The sequence below is a fragment of the Verrucomicrobiota bacterium genome (assembly GCA_016200005.1).
In the GTDB taxonomy this organism is placed as follows: Bacteria; Verrucomicrobiota; Verrucomicrobiia; order Limisphaerales; family PALSA-1396; genus PALSA-1396.
On the sequence record JACQFP010000036.1, the window covers coordinates 113503 to 137269 of the forward strand.

Here is a 23767-nt window from a genome sequence, read left to right on the forward strand (position 1 = left end):
CTTTGCCGGAAAGGAGGAAAGCTTGATAAAGACGGCTGACCAATCCATCCAATGCCACTGCTACCCGATCACGTGTGAGACGTGTTCCCTCATCACGCTTCTGATCAGTGTGGCGATTGTTTCCAGTTGCACCGCTGCGCCGCCGCGTGACCCACCAATTGCCAGCCAACCTCCAGCACGGGCGGACGCCTTCGCCGGTTCAAAAGCTGGCGAGGAGCGGGAGGTCAACAACATCAAGCTTTGCTGGTGTCCACCGGGGCGGTTTAGGATGGGCAGTCCTCGCGGCGAACTCGAGCGGCGTCCCGACGAAAACCAGGTTGACGTGACGCTGTCCAAAGGTTTTTGGATGAGCAAGTACGAGGTGACCCAAGGCCAGTGGAAGCGGGTCATTGGTAAGTTGCCCGGCCCACTCACCGCGGAGTTGCCGGAGGGGGACGATTTTCCAGTCGGCAATGTCAACTTTGCCGAGACGGAGGCGTTCTGCGGAAAATTGACTGAACTCGGCCATGCGTCCGGTGAGTTGCCGAAGAACTGGGGGTTTCGGTTGCCGACGGAGGCGCAATGGGAATACGCCTGCCGGGCTGGAACGACGACCGCCACTTCGTTCGGCGACAAGCTCAGCAGCAAACAGGCGAACTTCAAAGGCAAGCCGTACAACGGCGGCGAGCCGGGGCCATCGCTCGGTCGGGCGGCGAGAGTCGGCAGTTACCCTGCCAATGCCTGGGGGCTGCACGACATGCACGGCAACATTTACGAGTGGTGCCGGGATTGGTATCACAGGAGATTGCCGGGCGGGACGGACCCCGACTTGTATTCGGCGAAGTCCACGGCGACCAAGAGCGAACACGGCGATATTTCCCGGGTGCGCCGCGGCGGTTGCTGGGCCGACGAGGGTTGGCCGTGCCGGTCGGCTTTCCGGTTGCGATTCGAACCGGAGCGGCGCTACGACCACATCGGTTTTCGCGTCGTAGTTGTCCGGCGATGATGTGGTTTCGAAGGGTCGGCTTGACTTGGCACGTTTGCTGGCTTATTTAGAAAGCAAGCGAATGACGTTTTTCAGAAGAAGCCTCCCTCTTGTTACCCCGATCCTCGCGTTCTGCGGATCCGTTTGGTTCAGTGCTGCGCAACCCGCAGTGCCGGTAACCATCGGACAGAATTTCACCGGCACGACCGAGGACTCCAATAATCCAATTTTCCCTCCGGATTGCAGCGGTGCGATCGGGCCGCAATATTTCGTGGAGTTTATCAATGGCTCGTTCACCGTTTACAACAGGACCAACGGCCTGAGTGTGAAAAGAATTACGGACGTGAAATTCTGGTCGGATGCGGGAATCAACGCATCAGGCTATCCGGCGGTGAGCGACCCACGAGTCATTTATGATCCGATCTCCCAACGATGGTTTGCTACGCAGGTGAACGCCAATGCCAACGCCACCGATCCGACAATTTACGCCAATGACTTTTTGCTCGCCGTCTCTGCCAGCACCGACCCGAAAGGAGTCTGGTACGGCTTCCTGTTTCAGGCCGATCCGGACAACGGATATTTTGCCGACTTCCCGACACTCGGCGTGGACAGCAACGCCGTTTACGTCGCCGGCGATTTCTTCCACGGCGATACCAACGCCGTCGGGCCGGGGCTGGTGTCGATTCCCAAGGCGGATTTGCTCGCCGCCACCCCGACCATCGCCAACCGCACCTGGTTCGGTGTCATGGACTACGCCACGCGCGGCCAGGTGTTGCAACCGGCGATTTGCTTTGACGGCAGCGGCGGTGGCCGCGTGCTGGCGATGGGCGACATCGGCTCGGACAGCGACCTGCACTCGAACCTCGTCACCTTCGCCGTGCAAAACGCCGCGACGACAAACGCGACGCTGACGGCGTCCACCAGCATCACCGTCAGTCCGTATGTCGTGCCGTTCAACTACGACCTGGGGTACCCGCTGTTTAATCCAACGCAACCCGACGGTACTACTACATTGCAGGCCAACGATGCGCGGTTGAGCGCGAAGGTTTACGGTGTGAATGGTGTCCTTTTCGCTGTGCATAACACCGAACTCAACGACCGTATTGCCATTCGTTGGTATCGCATTAACGCCACCACGGGTGCGTTGCTGGAATCGGGCACGCTCGCCGACCCGGACCTGGATCTGTTCTTTCCGTCGATCGCCGCAAACTCAAGCGGCACGGTTGTCATCGCGTATAACGGATCGAGCGCGGGCACCTATGTCAGTTGTTACGCAAGCGCCGGCCAAACGATCAATGGTGTGACCACATTTGGTAATCGCATATTGCTCCAATCCGGCTTGGACAACTACCATGACCTCTTGGATATCTTTGCCCAATTGTTTGGGGAAGTGGTTGACAGCCGTTGGGGAGATTACAGCACGCTTTCGGTTGATCCCAACGACCCAAATCGCTTCTGGTCCATTCAAATGTATCCCCAGTCTTCAGATCCCGACACCGGCGCTGGCATCTGGTCCACGCAGATCACGGAACTGATTACGACGCCATTGGTTTCGCTGGCCATCGCGCCGTCAGGAACGAACATGACGGTCTCCTGGTCCACCGGATTCGCCGACTATCAGCTTCAGTCCGCGACCAATCTCTCGCCGCCGATCGCCTGGTCGGATGTGGCGCAGGCCCGACAGACCAATGGCAGTCAGTTGGTCGTCTTGCTGCCGGCTTCTGCTGGAAACCAATTTTTCCGTCTCAAGAAATAAAGGCGAAGGCTCTCCATGCAAAGTGTTGAGTTGCTGAATAACGGCAACTTCGAGCGTGCCGTGAGCCGCCAGTCCGGGCGCGGCACCCCAGCGCTCCATCACTCCCAAACTCCATTCCCGTTCCATGCTGATCGCGTTTAACAAACCTTACGGAGTCATTTCCCAATTCACGCGGGACGGCTCGACCAACCGCACGCTGGCCGAGTTTGGTTTTCCAGAAAATGTTTATCCCATTGGCCGGCTGGATGCGGATTCGGAAGGGTTGCTGTTGTTGAGTGACGAGTCGGAATTGAACGAGCGGCTCTTGCATCCGCGCCACGCCCACGAACGCGAGTACTGGGCGCAAGTCGAGCGCATTCCAACGCCGGAGGCTTTGCAGATGCTTCAGAAGGGAGTTGTGATTCAAGGCCGAAAGGCGTTGCCCTGCCGTGCGTGGCTGATCGACCCGCAGCCAATAGTGGTAGGAGACGACGTAAGGAGACTCAAACATGCCGAAGAGAAGTCAGAGCCTCCTCACGTCGTCTCCTACCATTCGGAGGAAGAAGCCATGCCGGCAAGACTCCCGCCTCGTGACCCGCCCATCCGCTTTCGCAAAAATGTGCCGACGTGCTGGATCGGATTGGAATTGATCGAGGGGAAGAATCGTCAGGTGCGCCGCATGACGGCGGTCATCGGCCATCCGACGTTGCGACTCGTGCGCGTGAGAATTGGCGGCTTGGGCTTGGAAAATCTGCCGGTGGGGGAATGGAAGATTCTCAAAGCTGATGAACGGACACTCGCGGAAGCGGAATGAATTCGCACACCGGAAGCGCGGCGGCACGTTCCCAACTCCATCGTTCCGCTAAGACAATCGGGGCGGGGCAACTTGCAAAACCGCCTCGACGACTTGCGCCACGTTGATGCCGTTCATGCAACGGAAGTCGATGGGGCACGAGCGCCGATAGCAAGGAGAACAAGGAACGTGGGCGGAGAGCAAATGATGTCGCGGGTCGCCGGGCAAGCCCGGACCAGTCAATTCCGGCGAGGTGCTGCCGAAGGTCACCACCACTGGAGTCCCCAACGCGGCGGCGACGTGCATTGGGCCGCTGTCGTTGGTGAGGAGGACCCGGCAAGTCTTCAGCAGCGCCATCAACTCGCCCAAAGAGGTTTTGCCGGCCAGGTTCAGTGCCGGCGTGAGGCGTGAGGCGCGAGGCGTGATTTCGGCGGCGATCTGGCCGGCAAGTTCCACATCGGCGTTGCCGCCGAAAATCAACCAGCGGCAATTCGTGCGCCGCTGAATTTCACGCGCGGCGGTGACGAAACGTTCGCGCGGCCAGCGTTTGGCCGGGCCGTATTCGGCACCCGGACTCAAGCCAAACGCTGGTTGTGCAATTTCAGCGAGTCCACATTTTTTCCGCGCGGCTGCGACTTCTTCCGGCGCGACGAACAATTGCGGTGTGAGTGGCTCCGGGTTCGCACCAAGCGCGGCGGCGAGATGAAGATACTGGTGGAGATGATGAGCCGGATCGTGATGCGTGATGCGTGATGCGTGATGGTCACTGGCGGAGGTGGAGTTGATCAATTGTTTAATTTCGCTTGGAGAACGCTTCTGCATTGGCACAGCGCCGGGACGCGGAGGAATGGGTTGGGTCAACAGCCAGCTTCGCCAATTGGCTGCGTAGCCGACACGGTTGGGAATGCCAGCGAGCCAGACTTCCAGCGCGGAACGCGGCGAGTTTGGCAGCACGAGAGCCATGTCGAAATTCCCTGCGCGAAGCTTGCGGCTCACGGAAAACAAACTCTCGCCCGCCCCAAAAGAATTGACTTCGTTGATGGCCGGATGTTGTCGCCAGAGATCGCGCAGTTTCGCCGGCGTCAGCAGCGTGATGTGCGTTTGGGGGAACCGCTCGCGCAATCGCAGCAGCGCCGGTGTCGTCATCACCGCGTCGCCCAGCCAGTTGACGCCGCGCACGAGCAACCGTTCGGGACGCGAAGTCATGGCAGATCGCGTTGCGACAGGATGACGGTTTCGCCGGTGGCGTCCATCTCGGTCCTGGCGAGGCCGGGTTTGTCCGCCTTCCAACGATTGTGTACCCAGAACCAGTTGGCCGGGTCACGACGGACGGCAACCTCGAACGCACGATTGACATCCGCCATGATCGCGTCGAGCGAACGGGGTTGGCCGTTTTCGCGCGTGGGGATTTCTTCGCCGAATTCAATCCGCCAGCGCGCGAGACCGGTGCGAAAACAAATTCCGGGGTGCAGCGGCAGGCGATAGCGCAGGGCAAAGATCGCCGGTGCGGTGGAGGTGGAGCACTCGTGACCGAGGAACGGCAACCGCACGCCGCGTTTCCCGGTGCTTTGGTCGGACAACAGACCGAGCACGAGATTGTTCTTGCTGAAAGCGGCGCGCAAGGCCGGACCGTCCACGCGCCGTTCAAAGAAAAGGCAACCGGAGCGTTCGCGCAACGAGGTCAACAAGCGGTTCAATGAAGGCTGCCGCAAGGCGCGATAGGTGGTGGCAAACTGGCAGCCGGGAAAAAATTTGCCCATGTGCGCGTAGAGTTCGAAGTTGCCAAAGTGCCCGATGGCGACGATGCAAGAGTAAGGGCATCGGCCATCGGTTCGGGCCACTGTTTTTCCAGCATCCACAAACTCGAACCGCGACTGCAACGCCTCGGACGTCATGGCCGCCGTTTTCACCCCGCAGGCAAAGTTTTCGCCGATGCGACGGAAATTCTCGCGCGCCACCGCGTTGATCTCCGCTGCGGGCTTCTCACCAAAGCACATGGTCAGGTTACGCGTCGCCACGCGCCGATGGCGTCCGTCCAGCCAGTACACCAGCGTGCCGCCGGCCCGCCCCAACCGCGCGACGGCAGTCAGCGAAAGCGATTGCAACAGTCCAATCACACCGCGCGCCAGAATGTAGAGCAACTTTTCCATGGTTTAGCGGAAGCAGATTTTGTCCACGCAATCGCGAAAACCGTCGGCGCCGCTCAGGATTTTGATTTCCACTCGCATGAAGTATATGGGCAGGTCGCGCCGGTCGATCTTGGGAAAGCGCACGGCGTCCTTTTGCGTGGTGATGATGGCGGCGGCCTGACGTTTCTTGCTGCGATTGATGGCGTTGAGCACTTCCTGTTGCGTGAAGCGATGGTGGTCGGCAAAGCGCTTCGAGTAAACCAATTCGCCACCCAACGTCACCAGACTTTTCTCGAAGCTTTCCGGCTGGGCGATTCCGCTGAGCGAAGCCACTTTCCGCCCTTTGAGAAAGTCTAACTTCACCTGTTCTCCGGAAAAAACATCTTCCAGATAGAGCGGATGATGGGTGCATTCGATGATGCCGGCGGTCGGATTGAATTCTTCGATTCGCCGGCGCAGCGCGTGCGTGTTCCCGTCGCTCTTGGTGATGAAAATCGTGTTGGCGCGGGCCAGGTGCGACGGCGGTTCACGCAATGTGCCGCGCGGCAGCAACCGCTCATTGCCAAAGGGCTGCTGGCAATCCACCAACACCACGTCGTGCCGCCGACCGCGCAATTTCCAGTATTGAAATCCGTCGTCGAGCAGCAACGTGTCGCAGCCGAATTTCTCGATGGCGTAACGGCCGCTTTTGACGCGGTCTTTGTCCACCAGCACCACCACGTCCCTCAGATTGGACGCCAGCATGTACGGCTCGTCCCCGGCGGTCTCGGAATTGAGCAGCAACGATTTGCCGTCCGAGACGACGCGCGGCGGTGTGCTTTCTTCGCGGAACAGAAATTTGTCGAGCAGCCGTTTGCTCAGCGGCGGAGGCTTGGAACGGTAACCGCGCGAGAGAATGGCCACGGTGCGCCCGGCGTCCTTGAGTTCGCGCGCGAATTTTTCCACGACGGGCGTTTTGCCGGTGCCGCCGACGGTGAGATTGCCAATGGCGATGACCTGCACGCCGAGCGTGGAGTCGCGCAGGATACGGACGTTGTAAAGAAACCGGCGGGCTTTGACGGCGAGTTGAAACAGCTTGGACAAGCCGAGCAGACACGTGCGCAGGATCGCCGCGCGCTTGCCGCGCCGCTCTTCCAGGATGACTTCGAGAACAAACGTCTCGGTGGCTTCCGTCCACGCCCGAAATGATTCGCGCATTGCCGCGCAGTCTGCCAAGTCGCTCCGGCCAGAGCAAGTTGAAGCGTCAAGGGCAGCCCGCACTTGCGCCGGTTTTACGAATCACCAATCACACATCACCGATGGCGCCTCTCGTTTTCCGTTTGCCTTTACCATTGATTTCGCAACACTCGCGCGCATGAGTAAAAGACGTTCCACCAGGTTTGCGGCGTATCCAAGATTGAATCCCCTGGGCGTCGGAAAAAACGTTTCCGCCGCCGACCTGATCGACCAGACGTTCCTTGCATACAACGGCGGGCGCGTGCGTGAAGCGGCCAGGTTGCTCACTGAAAAAATGCTGCCAAAGGATGGCTTCATCGGCATGAGTTTGACCGGGGCGCTCACTCCCGCAGGCCTTGGTAAATCGTGTTTGATTCCCCTGATGAAGGCCGGCTTCATTGATTGGATCGTCTCCACCGGCGCGAATCTTTATCACGATCTGCACTACGGTCTCGACATGAAACTCTATGCGGGCTCGCCGTTCCTGGACGACGTGGAACTGCATCGCGACGGCGTCATTCGCATCTACGACGTGCTCTTCGACTATCATGTGTTGCTCGACACCGACGCGTTTGTCCGCGAAGTCATCCAGGGCGCGGAGTTCCAACGCCCAATGGGAACGGATGAATTTCACTATCTGCTCGGCAAATATGTTTGCGAACGCGGCAAGAAACTGAGGCTCAATGACAGTTCCGTCCTCGCCACGGCTTACGAATCCGGCATCCCCATCTTCACCAGCAGTCCGGGTGACAGTTCCATCGGCATGAATGTCGCCGCGATGGCGCTCCGCGATTCCAAGTTGCAGTTCGACGTGAACCGCGACGTGAACCAGACCGCGGCAATCGTGTATGATGCGAAATCGACCGGCCACAAATCGAGCGTGTTCATCCTGGGCGGGGGTTCACCAAAGAACTTCATGCTCCAGACCGAGCCGCAAATCCAGGAAGTGATGGGCATCCCCGAAAAAGGGCATGACTATTTTCTCCAGTGCACGGACGCTCGTCCCGACACCGGCGGGCTGAGCGGAGCGACGCCTGCGGAAGCCGTGAGCTGGGGCAAGGTCGATCCCGACACGCTGCCGGATTGCGTCGTCGCCTACGTCGATTCCACCATCTCGCTGCCATTGCTCACCGCTTACTGTCTGAGCCGCGTCAAGCCTCGCAGATTGAAAAGGCTTTATGATCGACGGGACGAGTTATTGGACCGGGTCAGATCGCTCTACTTGAAAATGGGAACGGTGAGCAAAATCAAGACGAGCCGGAAGATTGCGAAGCGCGCCAGCAGTGCGGGTCTGAAGAAGCGTTAGCAGGATTTGCTGAACGAGTGACATGAGGATTCGCACATTTCACTCTACGATGCCCACCAAAACCAGCGCCGGGCGGAACGCTGAACCGCGTAGAGCATCGCGGTTTTTGGCTTTCGCATTCACCTTGATCGAGTTGCTGGTTGTCATTGCCATCATCGCTATTCTTGCTGGACTTCTGCTGCCGGTGTTGTCCAAGGCCAAGGAAAAGGCGAGAGGTCTCCAGTGTCTCAGCAACATGAAACAACTGACTCTCGCCTGGATCATGTATGCCGACGACCATGGCGGGAACCTTGTGACGAACGATTTAACGGCTACCGGTTCCGGCTGGGTCAGAGGAATTCTCGATTACAACGGCGGAAATCCCGACAACACCAACACGGTTTTCCTCACCGACCCGCAATACGCAAAGCTCGCGCCCTACACGGCGAAAACTGCCGGGATCTACAAATGCCCTTCGGACAAGAGCACCGTCACCATCAAAGGCGTGAGATATCCGCGCGTGCGCAGCATCTCGATGAGCCAGGCAATGAATTCACGCGACGACTGGATGAGTTATCTCACCGGCGCCAAATACCGCGTCTTCCGCAAACTCACTGACATCGACAAGATGGGTCATGCCAAGGCCTACGTGTTGATTGATGAGCATCCGGACAGCATTAACTTCGGTGACTTCGCGGTTGCAATGAACGACGGAGTCCCGGACGCACGGATTTACATGATCGATGTTCCGGCCAGCTATCATAACGGAGCGGGCGGGCTGGGTTTTGCCGATGGCCACGCCGAAATCCACAAGTGGCTGGACGCTCGAACCAAACAGCGGATCACCGGAATTTTCATGTCTTCCTCCGTGCAACCGACGCCGGGAAACGTGGACATGCGTTACCTGTCCGAGCACACGTCCATCCGTGAATGACGGTTTGTTGGCTCGCGTTCTACAGCCCCCAAAACCTAGCCGCAAAGGCGGCCCGAAGATGCCGTGACCTACTTGGCGACACCATTGGCTGCGGCTTCAGGGTCGATCTTTTTCAGCGCCTCTGCGCAGAACACGCGAACATTACCATCGCCATCTTTCAAGCCATCGATAAGCGAACCAACCAGAACTGAAGCATTCGACGATGTGATTGACCAGGGTGCAAACGATATAACCATTGCGGTTCTGGAACGCACCCACGCGTTTGAGTTTCTCAGTCCGGTAACCAAAGCTGGCACTGCTTTAGGACCAATAGCCGCAAGTGCGCTCGCAGCGTAATATGCAGTGTCTTCCCCATTTAAAAGTTGCGTCAATTCAGGGATGGCTGGTTCAGCAATCGGTCCAAGTGCGTTGAAGCCAGAGACTGCAAGAACGCGGCACTCTTCACCGGGCGGGTAAGCATATTCGATAGTCCCTCTGATTTGTCTTTTGTCCCACTCCCGACGCAATCTCGTCCAAGATTGTCTCCAAGATGGGTCTTTGTCTTGGACCATTCGCAACAGAGCTGGCAACGAATTCGTTCCGAGTCCACGAATAACATTAGCTGCTGAGGGATTGCCGCTTCGGACTTCAGTTAGCCACACTCTCAGGGGCCTCCCTTGGAAACGAGGCTCTGATTTATACCAAGACAGAATTACTCCGCTAATCGCCAATACGACAAAGACCCAGAGTGCAAGGCGCCGACGGTTCATAAATAAAAAGGTTGACCCAATCAAATCCATCCGCGGCGGCGGGGCGAGTTGCTTGAGTTTGTCGCGGTATTGCTGGCGGCGCATCAGGGTTTCTTTTGCGGCGGTTTGGGAAGTCTCTCCTGCTTCACCCAATCACCAAAATCCCGCGCCACTGCGGCCTCCAATGCGGGACCGGAAAAACCGGAACGTCGGGAAGCTGTCTCGAGCGCGACCTTGTATCGGCGCAGCATTTCCGGTTTCTCAGAACCGGAGCAAAACCGTAGATCATATTTTGCGCCGTGGAGATTGGCGATGTAATCAGGCCTTGGCACCGAATACGGCCTCCCGAACCTTTATCAACTCATCCTCAGTGAAGCCGTGATGCCATTCGCGAAGACTCTGCTCCAACTCCTCCACATAAGCTTCAATCTCTTCGTGCTTGATCTTGAATCTCGCGAGGTCGTCCGGCTTGAACCGTCTTGAATCGATTATCAAAGCGCGTCCGATGGCGAGGAGTCCATGAAGGCAAAGGGCGTGAAATTGCAGATCGATTGGCTTCGGGGTGCCGAGGATGATGCGCTTGTTCTCGATTTTTCGGAATTGTTTGACGGCCAGGTCCCACTGGAAAAGTTTCTGGGCGAAGAGATCACTTTCCGCTTCGCGGGCGACATCCTTGATCAAATCCTCAACCCATGCCCATTCTTCCCGCGTGATGCTGTCTTCATCGAACCGTTGTTGGAGCGGAGCCATGGCAAAAGTTATGTCTGCCAACGTAAGCCGTCAAGCACCACAAAAGCCCTGAAGTAGCCCGATTCAATCAAGTCCACATGCAGTAACGGAGTGAGTTGCTTGAGCTTGTCGCGGTTTTGCAGACCGCGCGTTTCACAAGCGTTGCCGCCGCGCCGTGTTTCGCGTTTCCCCTTGCCGCCCTTTCGCCCTTTCCGCATTCTGTCGCGCGATGGCTGAGCGACCGGTTTCTACTTTGAACAAACCCGACGTTGCGTTGGAGATGACGCTGCGCCCTTCCCTCTTTTCCGAATTCACCGGCCAGGCCAAGGTCAAGGAGCGACTGGAAATCGCCGTCGCCGCCGCCCGGCAACGCGGCGAAGCACTCGACCATATCCTGCTCAACGGCCCGCCCGGCTTGGGCAAAACCACGCTCGCCAATATCCTCGCCAAGGCGATGGGCGCAAATCTCAAAAGCACCAGCGGCCCGACCATCGAAAAGGCGGGCGACCTTGCCGGCTTGCTCACCAATCTCGAAGAGGGTGACGTGCTGTTCATCGACGAAATCCATCGGTTGCAAAAAACCATCGAGGAATATCTTTATCCGGCGATGGAAGATTTCAAGTTGGACATCATCATCGATCAAGGCCCGAACGCCCGAAGTGTGCGGCTCAACCTGCCGCGCTTCACGCTCATTGGCGCAACGACGCGCAGCGGATTGCTCACCGCGCCGTTGCTGACGCGCTTTGCCGTGCGCGAGCGGCTCGATTATTACCACGCCGATCAATTGCAAACGATCATCGTCCGCTCGGCGCGCCTGTTGAACGTCGAGGTTGAAGACGCCGGTGCGCACGAAATCGCCCGGCGCAGTCGCGGCACGCCGCGCATCGCGAACAACCTGCTTCGTCGCGTCCGCGATTATGCCCAGGTCAAACACGATGGCCGCATCACCGCCGACGTCGCGGACAAGGCGCTCGCGATGCTTGAAATCGATCAGAATGGTCTCGATGAAATGGACAAGCGCATCCTCGAAACCATTATCGTGAAATTTGGTGGCGGACCGGTGGGTGTTGGTTCGCTCTCGGTTGCAGTTGGCGAAGAGCCGGACACACTCGAAGAAGTCTATGAGCCGTATCTCATCATGGAGGGTTATCTGAATCGCACGCCGCAAGGCCGTGTCGCCACGGAATTGAGTTACAAGAAACTCGGCTTGAAAGCGCTGAAAGGAAACCAGCAGGGCTTGCTCTGATCGCGGTTCAGAAGATCGGCACCTTCTCGGGCACGGCTCTGAACAGACGACCGAGGTCACGGTCGCCGTTGTTGGCGGCCGGTTGCAGCACGGTCCAGGTGTTCAAACCGGAGATCCGCATCGTGTTGGGTTCCATCCAGTGCCAGGCCTCGGCATGACCGTCGGCAAACGTGAACGTGCCGCCGTTATTATGCCGCGTGGCGGGGAAGCTGATCCAGGTCCAGAGCGTCGTTCCAAAGAGCCACCACTGATCCGGCGCGTTGATGCCGAACGCGCTCTGCTGGATGCTCTTTTCGTTTTCGTCGATGAAAACGATGGCCTTGGTGGGGCCAGGGTTGCGAATCTGCGCCAGCTTGTGCCAGCACCTTTTGAAGTCAGAGTCCGTCGGATCCCCGCGCACGTTCATGTACATGTTCATGGACACACTGCGAGTGCGCGGAATCTGGCCCTGGTCGCGAACGGTGGAGCGATCGGTCGGGCACTTGTAGATGTTGACGGATTGGTTGTAATTGAACATCACACCCCGTTGGATGTTCGTCAGTGTGGTGTCGGTCCAGGCGTTGCCCTGCAACCAGGAGTTGGCTCCCACACTCAAGCCTGCGCGCGCCGAGGTCACGAGCGCTTCATTGGCGGGGAGCGCGTCACCGTGATCGTCGCAGTACATCTGCCAGCAGAGTTGGAGCTGGCGGTAGTTGTTGAGACACCCGATCTGCTGCGCCTTGGCTTTGGCCTTCCCCAGAGCGGGCAACAACAGTCCGGCGAGGATGGCAATAATGGCGATGACGACCAGCAGTTCAATCAAAGTGAAACCGGCAGCGCAGCCACGGCGGGCGTGGCTTCTTGTCGCTTTCATCGCCAAGGAACACAAAGCGATGTCTGGGTAGCGTCGCACTTGAGTGGGCTTAACTTGCCAGCAGGGGCGCAACTGTCAAATCCGGATTGAGGAACCGGGATGGGGAGCGCCCCACGAACTGGGTGAACTCAAGTGATGAGTTCGTTGACCACATGCCCGTGAACATCGGTGAGCCGAAAGTCGCGACCGGAATGCCGGAAAGTCAGCTTCTCGTGGTCGAAACCAAGCAGCGCAAGAATCGTGGCGTGCAGATCGTGGACGTGGACTTTGTTTTCGACCGCTTGAAAACCGTATTCGTCTGTCGCGCCGTGAACGTAACCACCACGCACGCCACCGCCCGCCATCCACATCGTGAAGCCGTGATGATTGTGGTCGCGGCCATTGATTTTGCCGGCGTTTGCGCCGGGCGTCGGCAATTCCACAGTTGGCGTGCGACCAAATTCTCCGCCCCAAATTACGAGCGTATCCTCCAACATGCCGCGTTGCTTCAAATCCTTTAAGAGCGCGCCGATGCCTTGATCACACTCCTTGGCGAGGCGACGATGGTTGATTTCGATGTCGTCGTGGCTGTCCCACGGCTGACCTTCGCCGTGCCAGACCTGGATGAAGCGCACCCCGCGTTCGAGCAACCGGCGGGCGATGAGAATCTGCCGCGCTTGCGTCCCTTCGCCATACATTTTGCGGATGTGTTCCGGCTCGCGCGTGATGTCGAAGGCATCGGTCGCGTCCAATTGCATCCGGTAAGCTAGTTCGAACGACTGGATGCGCGCCTCGAGTTGCGCATCTTCGCTGCGTTTCTGGCGATGAGTTTCGTTGAGCGTGTGCAAGAGGTCGAGTTGGGCGCGCTGTTCTGGGAGCGAGACATAGTTGTTCTTGATGTGCTCGATGAGTTTCTCGATCTGGGTGTGCTGGGTGTCAATGTAAGTGCCCTGATAGACGCCGGGCAAAAAGCCGGATTGCCAGTTCTGTGATTCCTGGATTGGATAGCCTCGCGGGCACATGGCTATGAAGCCGGGAAGATTCTGGTTCACGCTGCCGAGACCGTAAGTCACCCATGAACCCAGACTGGGACGCACCAAGCGCGCCTCTCCGCAATTCATCAGCATGAGCGACGGTTCGTGATTGGGAACATCGGCGTGCATCGACCGGATTACCGCGATGTCATCGATGCTTTCGGCCACCGTCGGGAAAAGTTCACTCACTTCAATCCCGCTTTGGCCGTATTTGTTGAATTGGTAGGGCGACGGAAATCCCGCGCCGGTCTTGCGCTCAGTCTTCAAATTTTCCATCGGCAGCAACTTGCCGACGTATTTTTCCAAGGCCGGCTTGGGATCAAACGTATCGACATGCGACGGGCCGCCGTTGGCGAATATGTGGATGACGCGTTTGGCCTTGGCTGGGAACTGCGGTGTTTTGGGCGCGAGGGGTGACGTGCCGAAGTCGGCGGCATGAGCGGAAGGGGTTGGGAAACCGCCGAAAAGACTGGCCAAACTGAGTGCCCCCATGCCCATACCGCAGCGATGAAGAAAATCGCGGCGGGTCAAAGCCAGGTGCTCAAGATTCGGTTTGTGATGTTCCATCGCCATGATTTGCCGGGTACGGTTGTCCGTCCACCACGCTTCACTTACGACACGCCAAAGGCCATGCCTATTCAAACTGATCTGCGGTATGGCCGGTCTGGAAACAGCATACACTGGTGGTGCTTTCCCGCAATCATTTAGTCGATGCCGGAAGTGCGCTGCTGGAAACCGTTCTCAAAATTCTCCACACAAAAACACTGGCGTCGGAGGTGCCAAAGGCGGTAGAAAGTTTTTGAAGATTCTTTTTGCATTTTATTGAACGCGCTGTTAAAAATTTCATCGAACGTTACCGAAAGCTTTAGTTACCGCTTGGGCGCATTCCTCACGACCAAGTTAGCGGGCTTAATCGTGTTGGAATGAATGCACCGTTTCTCCTAGCTGCCGCCGTTGCCAGAACAGATAAAGCAGAACTGCTTTATGTGATCGAGCAAGCTACACCCGAGGGCAAGGGTGTCATCGTCTGCCTGCTACTCTTCTCCGTGCTTGCCTGGTCCGTGATGTTCCAGAAGGCGTTCCAGATGCGGCGCGCCAAGAAACTCAATCTTTACTTCAACACCGAATTCCGCACGCAGAAAAATGTGCTGGCCGTTTTCGACCGCCGTCTCCAGGTGGACGGTTGTCCGCTCTTCATGGTGTATCAGGCCGGCAGCTTGGAACTGGACGCGCGTCTAAAAGACGGCTCCGATGAAGGCAGGAAAAAACACGTTACGCTCAAAAGCATGGAGCACGTCAAACGTTCACTGGAAAACACGGTCGCTCAGGAATCGCTCAAGCTGGAGTCGGGTTTGATTCTGCTCGCGATTGCCGTGAGTGGCGCACCGTTCCTCGGATTGCTCGGCACCGTGTGGGGCGTCATGAGCACGTTCGGCCACATCGCCCAGCAAGGCAGCGCCACGATGGCCGCGATGGCCCCCGGTGTGGCCGCGGCGCTCATCACGACCGTGGCCGGATTGCTCGTCGCCATCCCGTCCATGTTCGGTTACAACTGGTTGGTGCATAATCTGCGTGTAATGACGGTCGAGCTGGACAACTTTGCGCAGGAACTGGTTTCAAAAATTGAGACGGAATATTTGAAAGACGAGGAGTAAGTCGCAAACGTTCAACAATGAACCTATAACTTTAAAGTTATTCACATGCGCCGCTTTTCTCAACGCAGTCATTTGGTTACGCTCAGCGAGATCAATATCACGCCGTTGCTCGACCTCGCGTTTGTGCTGTTGATCATCTTCGTCATCACGACTCCTTTGCTGACGCAGGGTTTGGAACTGAAGCTGCCAAAGGGCGGCAAACCCGATCGTTCATTTCGCAAGGAGGATTTTCGTACTGTGGAAGTGGGGCCAAATTTCTATTTGCTGGAAGGGAAAAAGTTTTCGCTCGCCCAGGTGGATTCCGAGTTGACCAAGGAACACCAGGCAAATCCCAACTTGGTTGTACTCGTCTACGCAGACAAGAGCAGACCGTGGGATTTGGTGTTCCAATTGCAGGACCTTTGCGCCACACGCGGCATCACCGTTTCACTTCGTTCTGAGCCGAAAGGAAAACGATGAACCGATTGCAAAAAAAATGCTTTGTCGCATCGGCGGCGCTGCACTCGCTGCTGTTTGTGATCTTGCTGGTGGGACCGGCGTTCCTGTCGCGGAAAAACGTGGCGAATGACATGCCCGTGCTGGATGTCATCCCTTCCAAACTGGTGGATGAACTGATGTCCGGCGGCGGGAATCCAACCGCCCAACCGCCGCCGCCCGCTCCGCCACCCGAGGCGGTTAAACCGCAACCGCAACCGGAAAAGTTCGTGAAACCGGAACCCCAACCAATAGAGCCGCCCAAGATGGCCAAACCTGAAACCATCCCGGACGAGAAGCCCACCCGCAAACCGCTGCCGCAGGTCAGCACCAAATTGATTGATCGCTCCAACCTCGATCCAAAGGCCAAAGAACAAGCCAAAGCCGAGGCGCAAGCCAAGGCTCGCGCCGAAGCCGCCAGAAGAGCCGCCGAGTTCAAAACCGCACTCCGCAGCCTCAAAGATGGGTTGTCCTCCAGCACGACCGTTGAAATGCCTGGCCCCGGCGGTGAAGCCTACGCCAACTACGCCCAGGTCGTGAAGAGCGTCTATGAACAGGCGTGGATCGCGCCCGACGATGTGACCGATGAAAGCGCCACCACCAAGGTGAGCGTCACAATTGACCGCAGCGGGACAGTAATTTCCGCGCGCATCATCCGCGATTCCGCAAATGGCTCAGTCGATAAATCGGTTCAAGCAACCTTACACCGCGTCAAGTTCGTCGCGCCGTTCCCGGCAGGCGCCAAGGAGCAGCAGCGCACCTTCATGATCAATTTTAACCTCAAAGCCAAACGATTACTCGGATGAAAAACAAAATTCCACTCCTGATTTCCATTGTTTGCTCACTCATTCTTGCAGGCTCGGCTTTAACCGTCCGGGCGCAAGCCACGCAAAGTGAAATTGACATCGAGAAGTCCGGTATGGCGAAACTCATCCTCATCTCGATGAGCGGATTTTCGGGCGAAGTGGCCACAGTGTTGAAGTTCGATCTGGAAGTCATGGGATTCAAATTCGAGGGGCCGGACACCGCGCAGTATCTGCTCGGCGGCAGCAACAATGGTCGCGTCGAAGGTCACCTGACCGACCGCATCAATAAAGCCTCGCTCCTCGCCAAAGCCTACACCGGGGGCACGCCGCGATCCCAAGCCCATGCGCTGGCCGACGATGTTGTGCTGGCGATCACTAGAAAAAAGGGAATCGCGCAGACGAAGATCGCCTTCAAGGTTGATACCGGAGGGAAGAGCGAGATTTACATCGCCGATTATGACGGCTGGAATAAGCAGGTGGTGACGCGGGACAACAACCTCGTCGCGGCGCCAACCTGGATGCCGGGACGTTTCGGGCTTCTCTACACTTCCTACAAGGCGGGTTACCCGGAGATTTTTTCCCACGATCTGTCCAGCGGCGCGCGCCGGGCGGTGGCTCATTTTGGCAGCTTCAGCAGCAGCGCCGCGCTCTCCACCGACGGAAGAAGACTGGCGTTCATTTCAAACAAAGCCGGCGCCCCGAACCTTTACGTTTGCGATGCGGACGGCGGCAACCTGAAACGGTTGACCACCACGAAGGAAGGCGAATCGTCGCCGTGCTGGTCGCCGGACGGAAACACAATTTGTTTTGCTTCGCGAGTGAGTGGCCGGGCGGCGTTGTACATCGTTTCTGCATCGGGCGGTGCGATGAAGCGCCTTTCCACCGCGGGCGTCAGCAATGCCACCGAGCCGGACTGGTCGCCGGACGGAAAGACCATCGTCTTCACCGCGCAGATGGGAGCGTTCAACATCTGCACGGTGCCGGCGGGTGGTGGCACGGCCACCGTTTTGGTGACTGGACAGGACCCTTGCTGGGCGCCGAACTCGCGCACGGTCATTTTTGTCCGTGGTCGTGGCGGCGACCTCAGTCTCTCTTTACTTGACGTGCCAACGAAACAAACCAAGAATGTGAGTCGCATTTCGGGAAGCAACTCACAGCCCAGTTGGGCCAGATAATAACTTCCCGCCTAACAACCAAACACAAATGAAAAAAGTAAAATTTCTAAACCTGATCGTGTCCGCTTTAGTTCTCTCCGTCGCAGTCGTCGGTTGCAAAAAAAATCCTTACGGCGTCACGCCGCTTCCGGGGCAGAGGGCGGGGAAGGTGGGCGAGCCGGGTGCCGGTACGCCGATTGAACCGCCTTCCCAAATCAAACCCGACAGTACAGGCCTGCTCGAATCCGCCGACCCCAGCAAATTCGCCAATTGGCCGGAGGACCGTGCTGCATTGAGCGCCCAAACTGTTTATTTCGACTTCGACAGTTCGACGGTGAAGGCCAGCGAGAAATCCAAGATCGAAGCGGTGGCGGATTACATCAAGAAAAATCCCGGCAACGCGCTGCGGATTGAAGGCCATTGCGATGAACGCGGGACGGAGGAATACAATCGCTCCCTTGGCGAACGCCGCGCTCTGGCGTTGCGCGAGTATTTGGCCAATCTTGGCAGCAGCCCCGACCGGATTCTTACCGTCAGCTTTGGGAAGGATCAGCCGGCTGATCCCGGCCATGATGAAGCGGCTTGGGCGAAAAATCGCCGTGGCGTATTCGTTGTGCTGACGCCGCCGAAGTAAGCCGAATTGGACAGCTATTTCAGCTCAAATCTTAACCGGCTTTGGGGCTTTACTATTAAAGCCCCTTAGCTTAGTTTCAGCGAGAAAGGTAAATTTATGAATATTATGTTTGCTGGGTTTTTTGGCGGTTGGGAAATCGTTTTGATCCTGGCGGTGGTGTTGATTCTGTTCGGCGCGAAGAAGCTGCCCGAGCTGGCCAAGGGTCTGGGCCAAGGCATCAAGGAATTCAAAAGGCGACGCGCGATGTGACCGACGAAATCCATAACGCAATGGATGACGACTCGTCGAAGTCCGTCAGCTATCCTCCGCAAAAGAAACTTCCGGAAGAAAGTTCGGCGACCGCCGCGCCCACCGTGCCCCAGTCTTCCGAGCACAAGGTCTGATAGAATCCTGCTGATTCAGCTTTTGCCATGGCAACCGACCCCGATGAGGTGCGTACCGATGTCGAAGACGAAGATGGTGGCGGGCCGGTCAAATCCTTCCTGGAGCATCTCGAAGATTTCCGTTGGACGCTGATCAAAATCGTCGTTTCGATTGCCGTCGCGATGCTGCTTTGCCTGATCGCGGGCAACTACGTGGTCGGTGTCATCAAGCGCCCGCTCGACAAGGCGAAGATCAGGTATCCCGGCACCAACCAGGTGGTGACGCTGCTCTTGGGCACAAACCGGCTGGGGGTGTTTCAACTGGATGCAAACCAGCAAGCCGCCTTTCAATTTGGTACGAACCGATTCGTGGCGCTGCAACTGGCGCCGATCACCATTGGCAGCAATCAGGTGTTGGGAATCCGGATGGACACGAACAACGACGCGGCGGAGACGGCGCAGAAACTCAAGATCGATCTGAATACGCTCAGCCCGGCGGGGGGCTTTTTTGTAGCGTTTCAGGTCGCGTTTTACGGTGGGCTGGCACTGGCGTCGCCGTTCATCTTTTATTTCATCGCAAACTTTGTTTTCCCCGCTTTGAAGATGAAGGAGAAGAAATACGTGAACCGCGGGCTTCTCGTCGCCGTGCCGCTTTTCATGGTCGGCGTCACGTTTTGTTATTTCATCCTCATGCCCATTGCGCTGGCGGCGTCCCAGCTTTACTCCAACTGGCTCGGCTTCTCGGCGAACATCTGGCGCGCGGAGGAATACATCAGCTTTGTCTGCAAATTCCTGCTCGGCATGGGACTGGGCTTTGAAATGCCGGTGGTGATTCTGGTGTTGGTCAAGATCGGCATCTTGAATTACAGCATCCTTTCCAAGGGCCGCCGTTACATGATCGTGGTCAATTTGATTCTGGGCGCGCTCTTGACGACACCGGAAGTGCTAACGCAAGTCATCATGTTCATCCCCCTCCAGGCCCTTTACGAAATCAGCATCTGGATTGCCTGGTATTGGGAACGCCAGGAGCGGAAACGCCAGGAGGCGGAGGCCAATGCCGTGCCGTGAAAACTTTCTGAAATCGCTCTTTACAACTTTTGGAATTGAGTTAGGCTTTCCTCAACAAACAAAAATTATGCGCACTTCCTTCTTTCTCCTTTCGTCGGTGTTGACGCTCACACTGTTCTCTGCCGGTTGCGCGGGGCCGGAACAAAAATTCGGGCGCGGCGTCAGTAACATTTTTGAAATTGTCCGGGGCGGCGAAATCCGTCGCACCGTCGAACAGACCGCCATGACCGACGGGCCGGACACGGCCTACACCGGCGGCTTCGTCAAAGGCTTGAATCGCAGCATCGCGCGGACGTTTATCGGGGTCTATGAGGTGGCGACCTTCCCAATTCCCTCATACGACCCGATCGCGACTGATTACCTGACCCCCAACCCGGTCTATCCGGACAGCTACAAACCGAACTTGATCGCCGATCAGGTGTTCGCGCCCGACACCTCGCTCGGTTTTGCCGGCGGCGACGTGGCACCGATGATGCCGGGCAGCCGTTTCCGCATCTTTGATAACTAACATTTAGTTTTTGAAATTGCGCGCCTCGTGCGCCCGGCGCCAACATTTCGGTGTTGGCGCTTTTTTATTTGATGACGCTGGAACGGACATCGCCCTGCAAAATCAACCTCCTGCTCAACATCCTGGGCAAACGACCGGATGGCTTTCACGAACTCGAAACCGTCATGTACCCGGTCAACGTTTGCGATCAACTCACATTCAAACGTTCTGCGAGCGGCTTGAAACTGACGTGCAATGATCCCAGCCTCCCCACGGACGGCGGCAATCTCGTTCATCGGGCGGCGACGGAATTTCTGAGGTTGGCGTCCATTACGGACGGTGTCTGCATCCACCTCGAGAAAAAACTTCCGCTGGCCGCCGGTTTGGGCGGGGGCAGTGCCAACGCCGCCATCACGCTCCTGGGCCTGAACGAACTTTTTGGAAAACCGCTTTCGCCAGAAAAATTGCTCGAACTCGCCGCCACACTCGGGTCGGACGTTCCATTCTTTTTGCAAAGCAAACCTGCACTGGCGACTGGCCGCGGCGAAAAAGTTCAGGCACTTGATTTGTTTCCGGCCTTAAACGGCGCCTGCCTGCTGCTCGTGCATCCGGGCTTCGGCATTCCCACCGCCTGGGCCTATCAGCAACTGTCTCGCTTCCCGGAAGCGCTGAACGGCCGACCGGGTCGCGCGACGAAATTGATCGCGTTATTGCAACAGCCCGATCTCCATAGTGCAGGCGAAGCCTTCTATAATTCGCTCGAAGCCCCGGCGCTTAAAAAATATCCGTTGCTGGTTTTGTTCCAGGAATTCTTCCGCGCCAACAGTGCCGTCGCCACTTTGATGTCTGGCAGCGGCTCGACGACGTTTGCGCTGTTCCAAAGCCAATCGGACGGCGAGCAGGCCCTCGAAAAGTTCAGACAGAAATTCGGAACCACGTGCTGGACGGCGCTTGTTCCGCATTGATCGAACCGCAGCGATCGACTTGTCAGGTCCACGAATGATATTCGGCGCTACTTCTGACGCTTGGGGCTTTCAACCGGTTTGGTCGTCTCCGTGACTTTGGATTTTATTTTTTCCCAACGCTGATCCCAATCTGCCCAGCTTGATGTCCACTCGACACCGGTGAATTGTTTGCGGGCCGTCGTCAGAACCTTCTCTACCTTCTCAAGCTGGGCTTGCACCGCCTTTTTTTCGCCCCAGCTCAGATAGGCTTCCAACAGGTTGAGCTGGTTGTCCGGAAAATCGGGGCTTAACTCCACGGCTTTCTGAAGGTGCTGCCGCGCCTTGTTGCGGTTGCCGATGCTCAAAGGCCAACCTGGCGCGTCCCGGTAAAGCAGGCCGAGGTTCCGCTCCGGCCCGGCGAAATCAAAACGGCTGTCGAGATCGCGCGCCGCCTTGAATTCGCGCTCCATCTCCTCGACGATTTTCAACGCGCCCAGTTTCTTGGTTTGCGCCAATTGCGCCAGGTTCATCGCCAGGTAGTAGTGGGCCGCCGCCGATATCGGATCACGCGCCACGGCCTGGCGACCGGCGGCGATTCCCAGTTCCGCGATTTCCGCTCGTTGCGTGTGGTTGGTGGCCAGGTCCGCCCAGTCAAAACAGGCGCGCGCGAAGTGCCACGCGGCGTCGGGCTGGTTCATCTCTCGTTTGTAAAGCGCCTGTGCTTCCAGAAACACTCGCGCACCTCGTGCTCGTAGGTCGATCTGCTGCTGGACCTGGGCCCGGGCAAGCGACGCCAGGTTGTGAGAGACAAGCAGGATGAGGATTGCAAAAATAAGCCCGCCACGTCGGCGGAAAGGTCGCAAATAAAAAGCAGAATTAATGGTTGCCAACATGATGACCCGGTTTATAGTTTCCGAAAGTGAGATTGAATTGGAAAACCCTGAGATTTGCAATCTTTCCGGTCTTTGCGGCAATCGGGACCGGCTGCAGCGGCATCAATGCGTCGCACAGCGTGTCCCCGGCCACATTCTTATTGCCGGGGCTGATGCAATCCAGTCCCCAGCCTTCGCAGCCCGAGATTACTGTTCCGCAATTGGAGACGGTTAAACAGGTAGCTCAAGCTCAATAATCCTATGCGATTTCCACTCGCGTTGACGGCGAAAATCGCTCGTCACATCATTAAACACAAACTGCGGCGCACTCCGAAATTTGCCTTGGTGCTGCAACTCGAACCACTCCACACCTGCAATTTGACGTGCACCGGCTGTGGTCGTATTCGCGAATATTCCACCAACCTTAAAGACATGATGAGTCTGGAGGATTGCCTCGCGTCCGCCAACGAATGCGACGCGCCGATGGTTTCCATCTGCGGCGGCGAGCCACTTATTCATCCGAAGATCGAGGAGTTGGTGAACGGCATCCTCGCCCAAGGTCGCATCGTCTATGTCTGCACAAATGGCATGTTCATGCGGAAGAAGATGCGCGATTATCTGGCGAGTATTTATTCGCCGGCGCTGGAATCTCAAATTGCAAATCTCAAATCCCAGAACCTCATCACTGCCAGGGACGCCGAACAAATTCGCAACGGCGACGAGAAGGCCCGCAGCAAGGTCGTGATCCGCCCAACGAAGTGGATGTATTGGAACGTTCACATCGACGGCCTCGAATACACGCACGATCTCATCGTCGAGCGCGAAGGCGTGTTCAAGGAATGTGTCGAAGCCATCAAGATGGCGAAGCTTCTTGGTTATCAGGTCGCCACGAACACGACGGTCTATAAAGAAACCGACGTGAAGGAAATCGAAGGGATGTTTGAGTTCTTCTCATCGCTCGAAGTCGATGGTCACACAATTTCACCGGGCTACGAATACGATGCCGCCAAGAAGGATATGGTCAAGCGCCTTCACCGGCAGCCCGAAGATTTCTTTCTCACGCGCAAAATGACGCGGCAAAAATTCGCCAAGATTCAGGAGTGGGGCGAACGCTTCACCATTTTCGGCACGCCGGTCTATCAGGAATTCCTCGCCGGCAAACGCGAACTGACCTGCACCGCGTGGGCGATTCCCACCCGTAACATCAAAGGCTGGAAAGCGCCCTGCTACCTCATGACCGACGGCCATTACGCTGGCTACCATGAAATGCTCGAGAAAGTGGACTGGGACAAATACGGCGTTGTGGACGGCGTCGCGCGCGATCCACGCTGCGAGAATTGCATGGTCCATTGCGGCTACGACCCCAGTGGCGCGCTCGGCACCAACTTTCAACGCGGCGACAACTGGAAAAACTTCAAATACAACTTCTGGCCAAAGCCCAAGCCGTATTATCCGGGCCGCGACGTGCGCGCGTTCAACGGCGTCTCGATCGGCAAGGGTCATCTCGCCGAAGCCAAGGCCGCCATCAACAGTCCGCGCGCCGCGATGAACGGAGCCCAAGCCGTTTTCCAACGTCGCGAAGAACCGCACGAACACAACGGCAATGGCAGTTGCGGCAACGGGGATGCTTCGCAACGCGAAGAGTTGCTGGAGAAGATTGCTGATGCCAAGAAGGGCGAGTGAGTTT

General features: G+C 57.2%; 25 protein-coding genes. 17 read left to right on the plus strand and 8 right to left on the minus strand.

What is annotated here, in order from left to right; genetic code table 11:
* Positions 1–22 precede the first annotated feature (22 nt).
* From HY298_13700 to HY298_13710, 3 genes are all read left to right on the plus strand, one after another.
* The gene (locus HY298_13700) at positions 23–985 is read left to right on the plus strand and encodes a formylglycine-generating enzyme family protein (protein MBI3851310.1); all 963 of its coding nucleotides are present in this window, start codon (positions 23–25) and stop codon (positions 983–985) included.
* Positions 986–1133: 148 nt separating this feature from the next.
* Entirely contained in the window at positions 1134–2720 is a 1587-nt protein-coding gene (locus HY298_13705) for a hypothetical protein (protein ID MBI3851311.1), read from the plus strand.
* Positions 2721–2844: 124 nt separating this feature from the next.
* Positions 2845–3513 carry a pseudouridine synthase gene (locus HY298_13710; GenBank protein MBI3851312.1) on the plus strand — a complete coding sequence of 223 codons (669 nt, stop codon included), beginning with the start codon at positions 2845–2847 and terminating at the stop codon, positions 3511–3513.
* Between the two features lie 48 nt (positions 3514–3561).
* Here the strand turns inward: HY298_13710 and waaF are convergent, their stop codons facing one another.
* Genes waaF through lpxK form a run of 3 tightly spaced genes read right to left on the minus strand, consistent with a single transcriptional unit; the run spans position 3562 to position 6818 of the window.
* Entirely contained in the window at positions 3562–4698 is a 1137-nt protein-coding gene (gene waaF / locus HY298_13715) for a lipopolysaccharide heptosyltransferase II (GenBank protein ID MBI3851313.1), read from the minus strand.
* The gene (locus HY298_13720) at positions 4695–5642 is read right to left on the minus strand and encodes a hypothetical protein (protein MBI3851314.1); all 948 of its coding nucleotides are present in this window, start codon (positions 5640–5642) and stop codon (positions 4695–4697) included. Before HY298_13720 ends, waaF begins: the two co-directional genes overlap by 4 nt.
* A gap of 3 nt (positions 5643–5645) precedes the next feature.
* The gene (gene lpxK, locus HY298_13725; GenBank protein MBI3851315.1) at positions 5646–6818 is read right to left on the minus strand and encodes a tetraacyldisaccharide 4'-kinase; all 1173 of its coding nucleotides are present in this window, start codon (positions 6816–6818) and stop codon (positions 5646–5648) included.
* Positions 6819–6975: 157 nt separating this feature from the next.
* Between lpxK and HY298_13730 the strand changes: the two genes are divergently transcribed.
* Entirely contained in the window at positions 6976–8142 is a 1167-nt protein-coding gene (locus HY298_13730; protein MBI3851316.1) for a deoxyhypusine synthase, read from the plus strand.
* A 49-nt stretch (positions 8143–8191) separates the two neighbouring features.
* Positions 8192–9055 carry a type II secretion system protein gene (locus HY298_13735; protein ID MBI3851317.1) on the plus strand — a complete coding sequence of 288 codons (864 nt, stop codon included), beginning with the start codon at positions 8192–8194 and terminating at the stop codon, positions 9053–9055.
* A gap of 68 nt (positions 9056–9123) precedes the next feature.
* Here the strand turns inward: HY298_13735 and HY298_13740 are convergent, their stop codons facing one another.
* Together HY298_13740 and HY298_13745 are read right to left on the minus strand one after the other, a co-directional pair.
* Positions 9124–9936, minus strand: a complete 813-nt coding sequence (locus HY298_13740; GenBank protein ID MBI3851318.1) for a hypothetical protein — start codon at positions 9934–9936, stop codon at positions 9124–9126.
* A gap of 165 nt (positions 9937–10101) precedes the next feature.
* Positions 10102–10533 carry a hypothetical protein gene (locus HY298_13745; protein ID MBI3851319.1) on the minus strand — a complete coding sequence of 144 codons (432 nt, stop codon included), beginning with the start codon at positions 10531–10533 and terminating at the stop codon, positions 10102–10104.
* Positions 10534–10741: 208 nt separating this feature from the next.
* Here HY298_13745 and ruvB point away from each other — a divergent pair, with 208 nt between their 5' ends.
* On the plus strand, positions 10742–11758 hold the full coding sequence (gene ruvB / locus HY298_13750; protein ID MBI3851320.1) for a Holliday junction branch migration DNA helicase RuvB: 1017 nt from the start codon (positions 10742–10744) through the stop codon (positions 11756–11758).
* A 7-nt stretch (positions 11759–11765) separates the two neighbouring features.
* Here ruvB and HY298_13755 read toward each other — a convergent pair whose 3' ends face one another.
* Together HY298_13755 and HY298_13760 are read right to left on the minus strand one after the other, a co-directional pair.
* Positions 11766–12611: a prepilin-type N-terminal cleavage/methylation domain-containing protein gene (locus tag HY298_13755; GenBank protein MBI3851321.1), complete on the minus strand. Its 846-nt coding sequence runs from the start codon at positions 12609–12611 to the stop codon at positions 11766–11768.
* Between the two features lie 128 nt (positions 12612–12739).
* Positions 12740–14191 carry a DUF1501 domain-containing protein gene (locus HY298_13760; GenBank protein MBI3851322.1) on the minus strand — a complete coding sequence of 484 codons (1452 nt, stop codon included), beginning with the start codon at positions 14189–14191 and terminating at the stop codon, positions 12740–12742.
* Positions 14192–14547: 356 nt separating this feature from the next.
* Here HY298_13760 and HY298_13765 point away from each other — a divergent pair, with 356 nt between their 5' ends.
* From HY298_13765 to ispE, 10 genes are all read left to right on the plus strand, one after another.
* Positions 14548–15279: a MotA/TolQ/ExbB proton channel family protein gene (locus HY298_13765; GenBank protein ID MBI3851323.1), complete on the plus strand. Its 732-nt coding sequence runs from the start codon at positions 14548–14550 to the stop codon at positions 15277–15279.
* A gap of 45 nt (positions 15280–15324) precedes the next feature.
* Entirely contained in the window at positions 15325–15738 is a 414-nt protein-coding gene (locus tag HY298_13770) for a biopolymer transporter ExbD (GenBank protein MBI3851324.1), read from the plus strand.
* Positions 15735–16559 carry a TonB family protein gene (locus tag HY298_13775; protein ID MBI3851325.1) on the plus strand — a complete coding sequence of 275 codons (825 nt, stop codon included), beginning with the start codon at positions 15735–15737 and terminating at the stop codon, positions 16557–16559. Before HY298_13770 ends, HY298_13775 begins: the two co-directional genes overlap by 4 nt.
* The gene (locus HY298_13780) at positions 16556–17734 is read left to right on the plus strand and encodes a PD40 domain-containing protein (protein MBI3851326.1); all 1179 of its coding nucleotides are present in this window, start codon (positions 16556–16558) and stop codon (positions 17732–17734) included. The genes HY298_13775 and HY298_13780 overlap by 4 nt, the downstream gene beginning before the upstream one ends.
* A gap of 28 nt (positions 17735–17762) precedes the next feature.
* Positions 17763–18347, plus strand: coding sequence for an OmpA family protein (locus HY298_13785; GenBank protein MBI3851327.1), 585 nt, complete (start codon positions 17763–17765; stop codon positions 18345–18347).
* 96 nt (positions 18348–18443) lie between these two features.
* A complete protein-coding gene (locus HY298_13790; GenBank protein MBI3851328.1) occupies positions 18444–18596 on the plus strand; it encodes a twin-arginine translocase TatA/TatE family subunit in 153 nt (50 codons plus the stop codon).
* Positions 18593–18730, plus strand: a complete 138-nt coding sequence (locus tag HY298_13795; protein MBI3851329.1) for a hypothetical protein — start codon at positions 18593–18595, stop codon at positions 18728–18730. The genes HY298_13790 and HY298_13795 overlap by 4 nt, the downstream gene beginning before the upstream one ends.
* A 27-nt stretch (positions 18731–18757) precedes the next feature.
* Positions 18758–19777, plus strand: a complete 1020-nt coding sequence (tatC, locus tag HY298_13800) for a twin-arginine translocase subunit TatC (GenBank protein MBI3851330.1) — start codon at positions 18758–18760, stop codon at positions 19775–19777.
* A gap of 67 nt (positions 19778–19844) precedes the next feature.
* Positions 19845–20285: an exosortase system-associated protein, TIGR04073 family gene (locus HY298_13805; GenBank protein ID MBI3851331.1), complete on the plus strand. Its 441-nt coding sequence runs from the start codon at positions 19845–19847 to the stop codon at positions 20283–20285.
* A 71-nt stretch (positions 20286–20356) separates the two neighbouring features.
* Complete coding sequence (gene ispE, locus HY298_13810) at positions 20357–21229, plus strand: 4-(cytidine 5'-diphospho)-2-C-methyl-D-erythritol kinase (GenBank protein ID MBI3851332.1); 873 nt, start codon at positions 20357–20359, stop codon at positions 21227–21229.
* Positions 21230–21276: 47 nt separating this feature from the next.
* Here ispE and HY298_13815 read toward each other — a convergent pair whose 3' ends face one another.
* The gene (locus tag HY298_13815; GenBank protein MBI3851333.1) at positions 21277–22101 is read right to left on the minus strand and encodes a hypothetical protein; all 825 of its coding nucleotides are present in this window, start codon (positions 22099–22101) and stop codon (positions 21277–21279) included.
* 240 nt (positions 22102–22341) lie between these two features.
* On the opposite strand from HY298_13815, the gene hpnH reads away from it, so the two are divergent.
* A complete protein-coding gene (gene hpnH / locus HY298_13820; protein MBI3851334.1) occupies positions 22342–23763 on the plus strand; it encodes an adenosyl-hopene transferase HpnH in 1422 nt (473 codons plus the stop codon).
* Positions 23764–23767 lie beyond the last annotated feature (4 nt).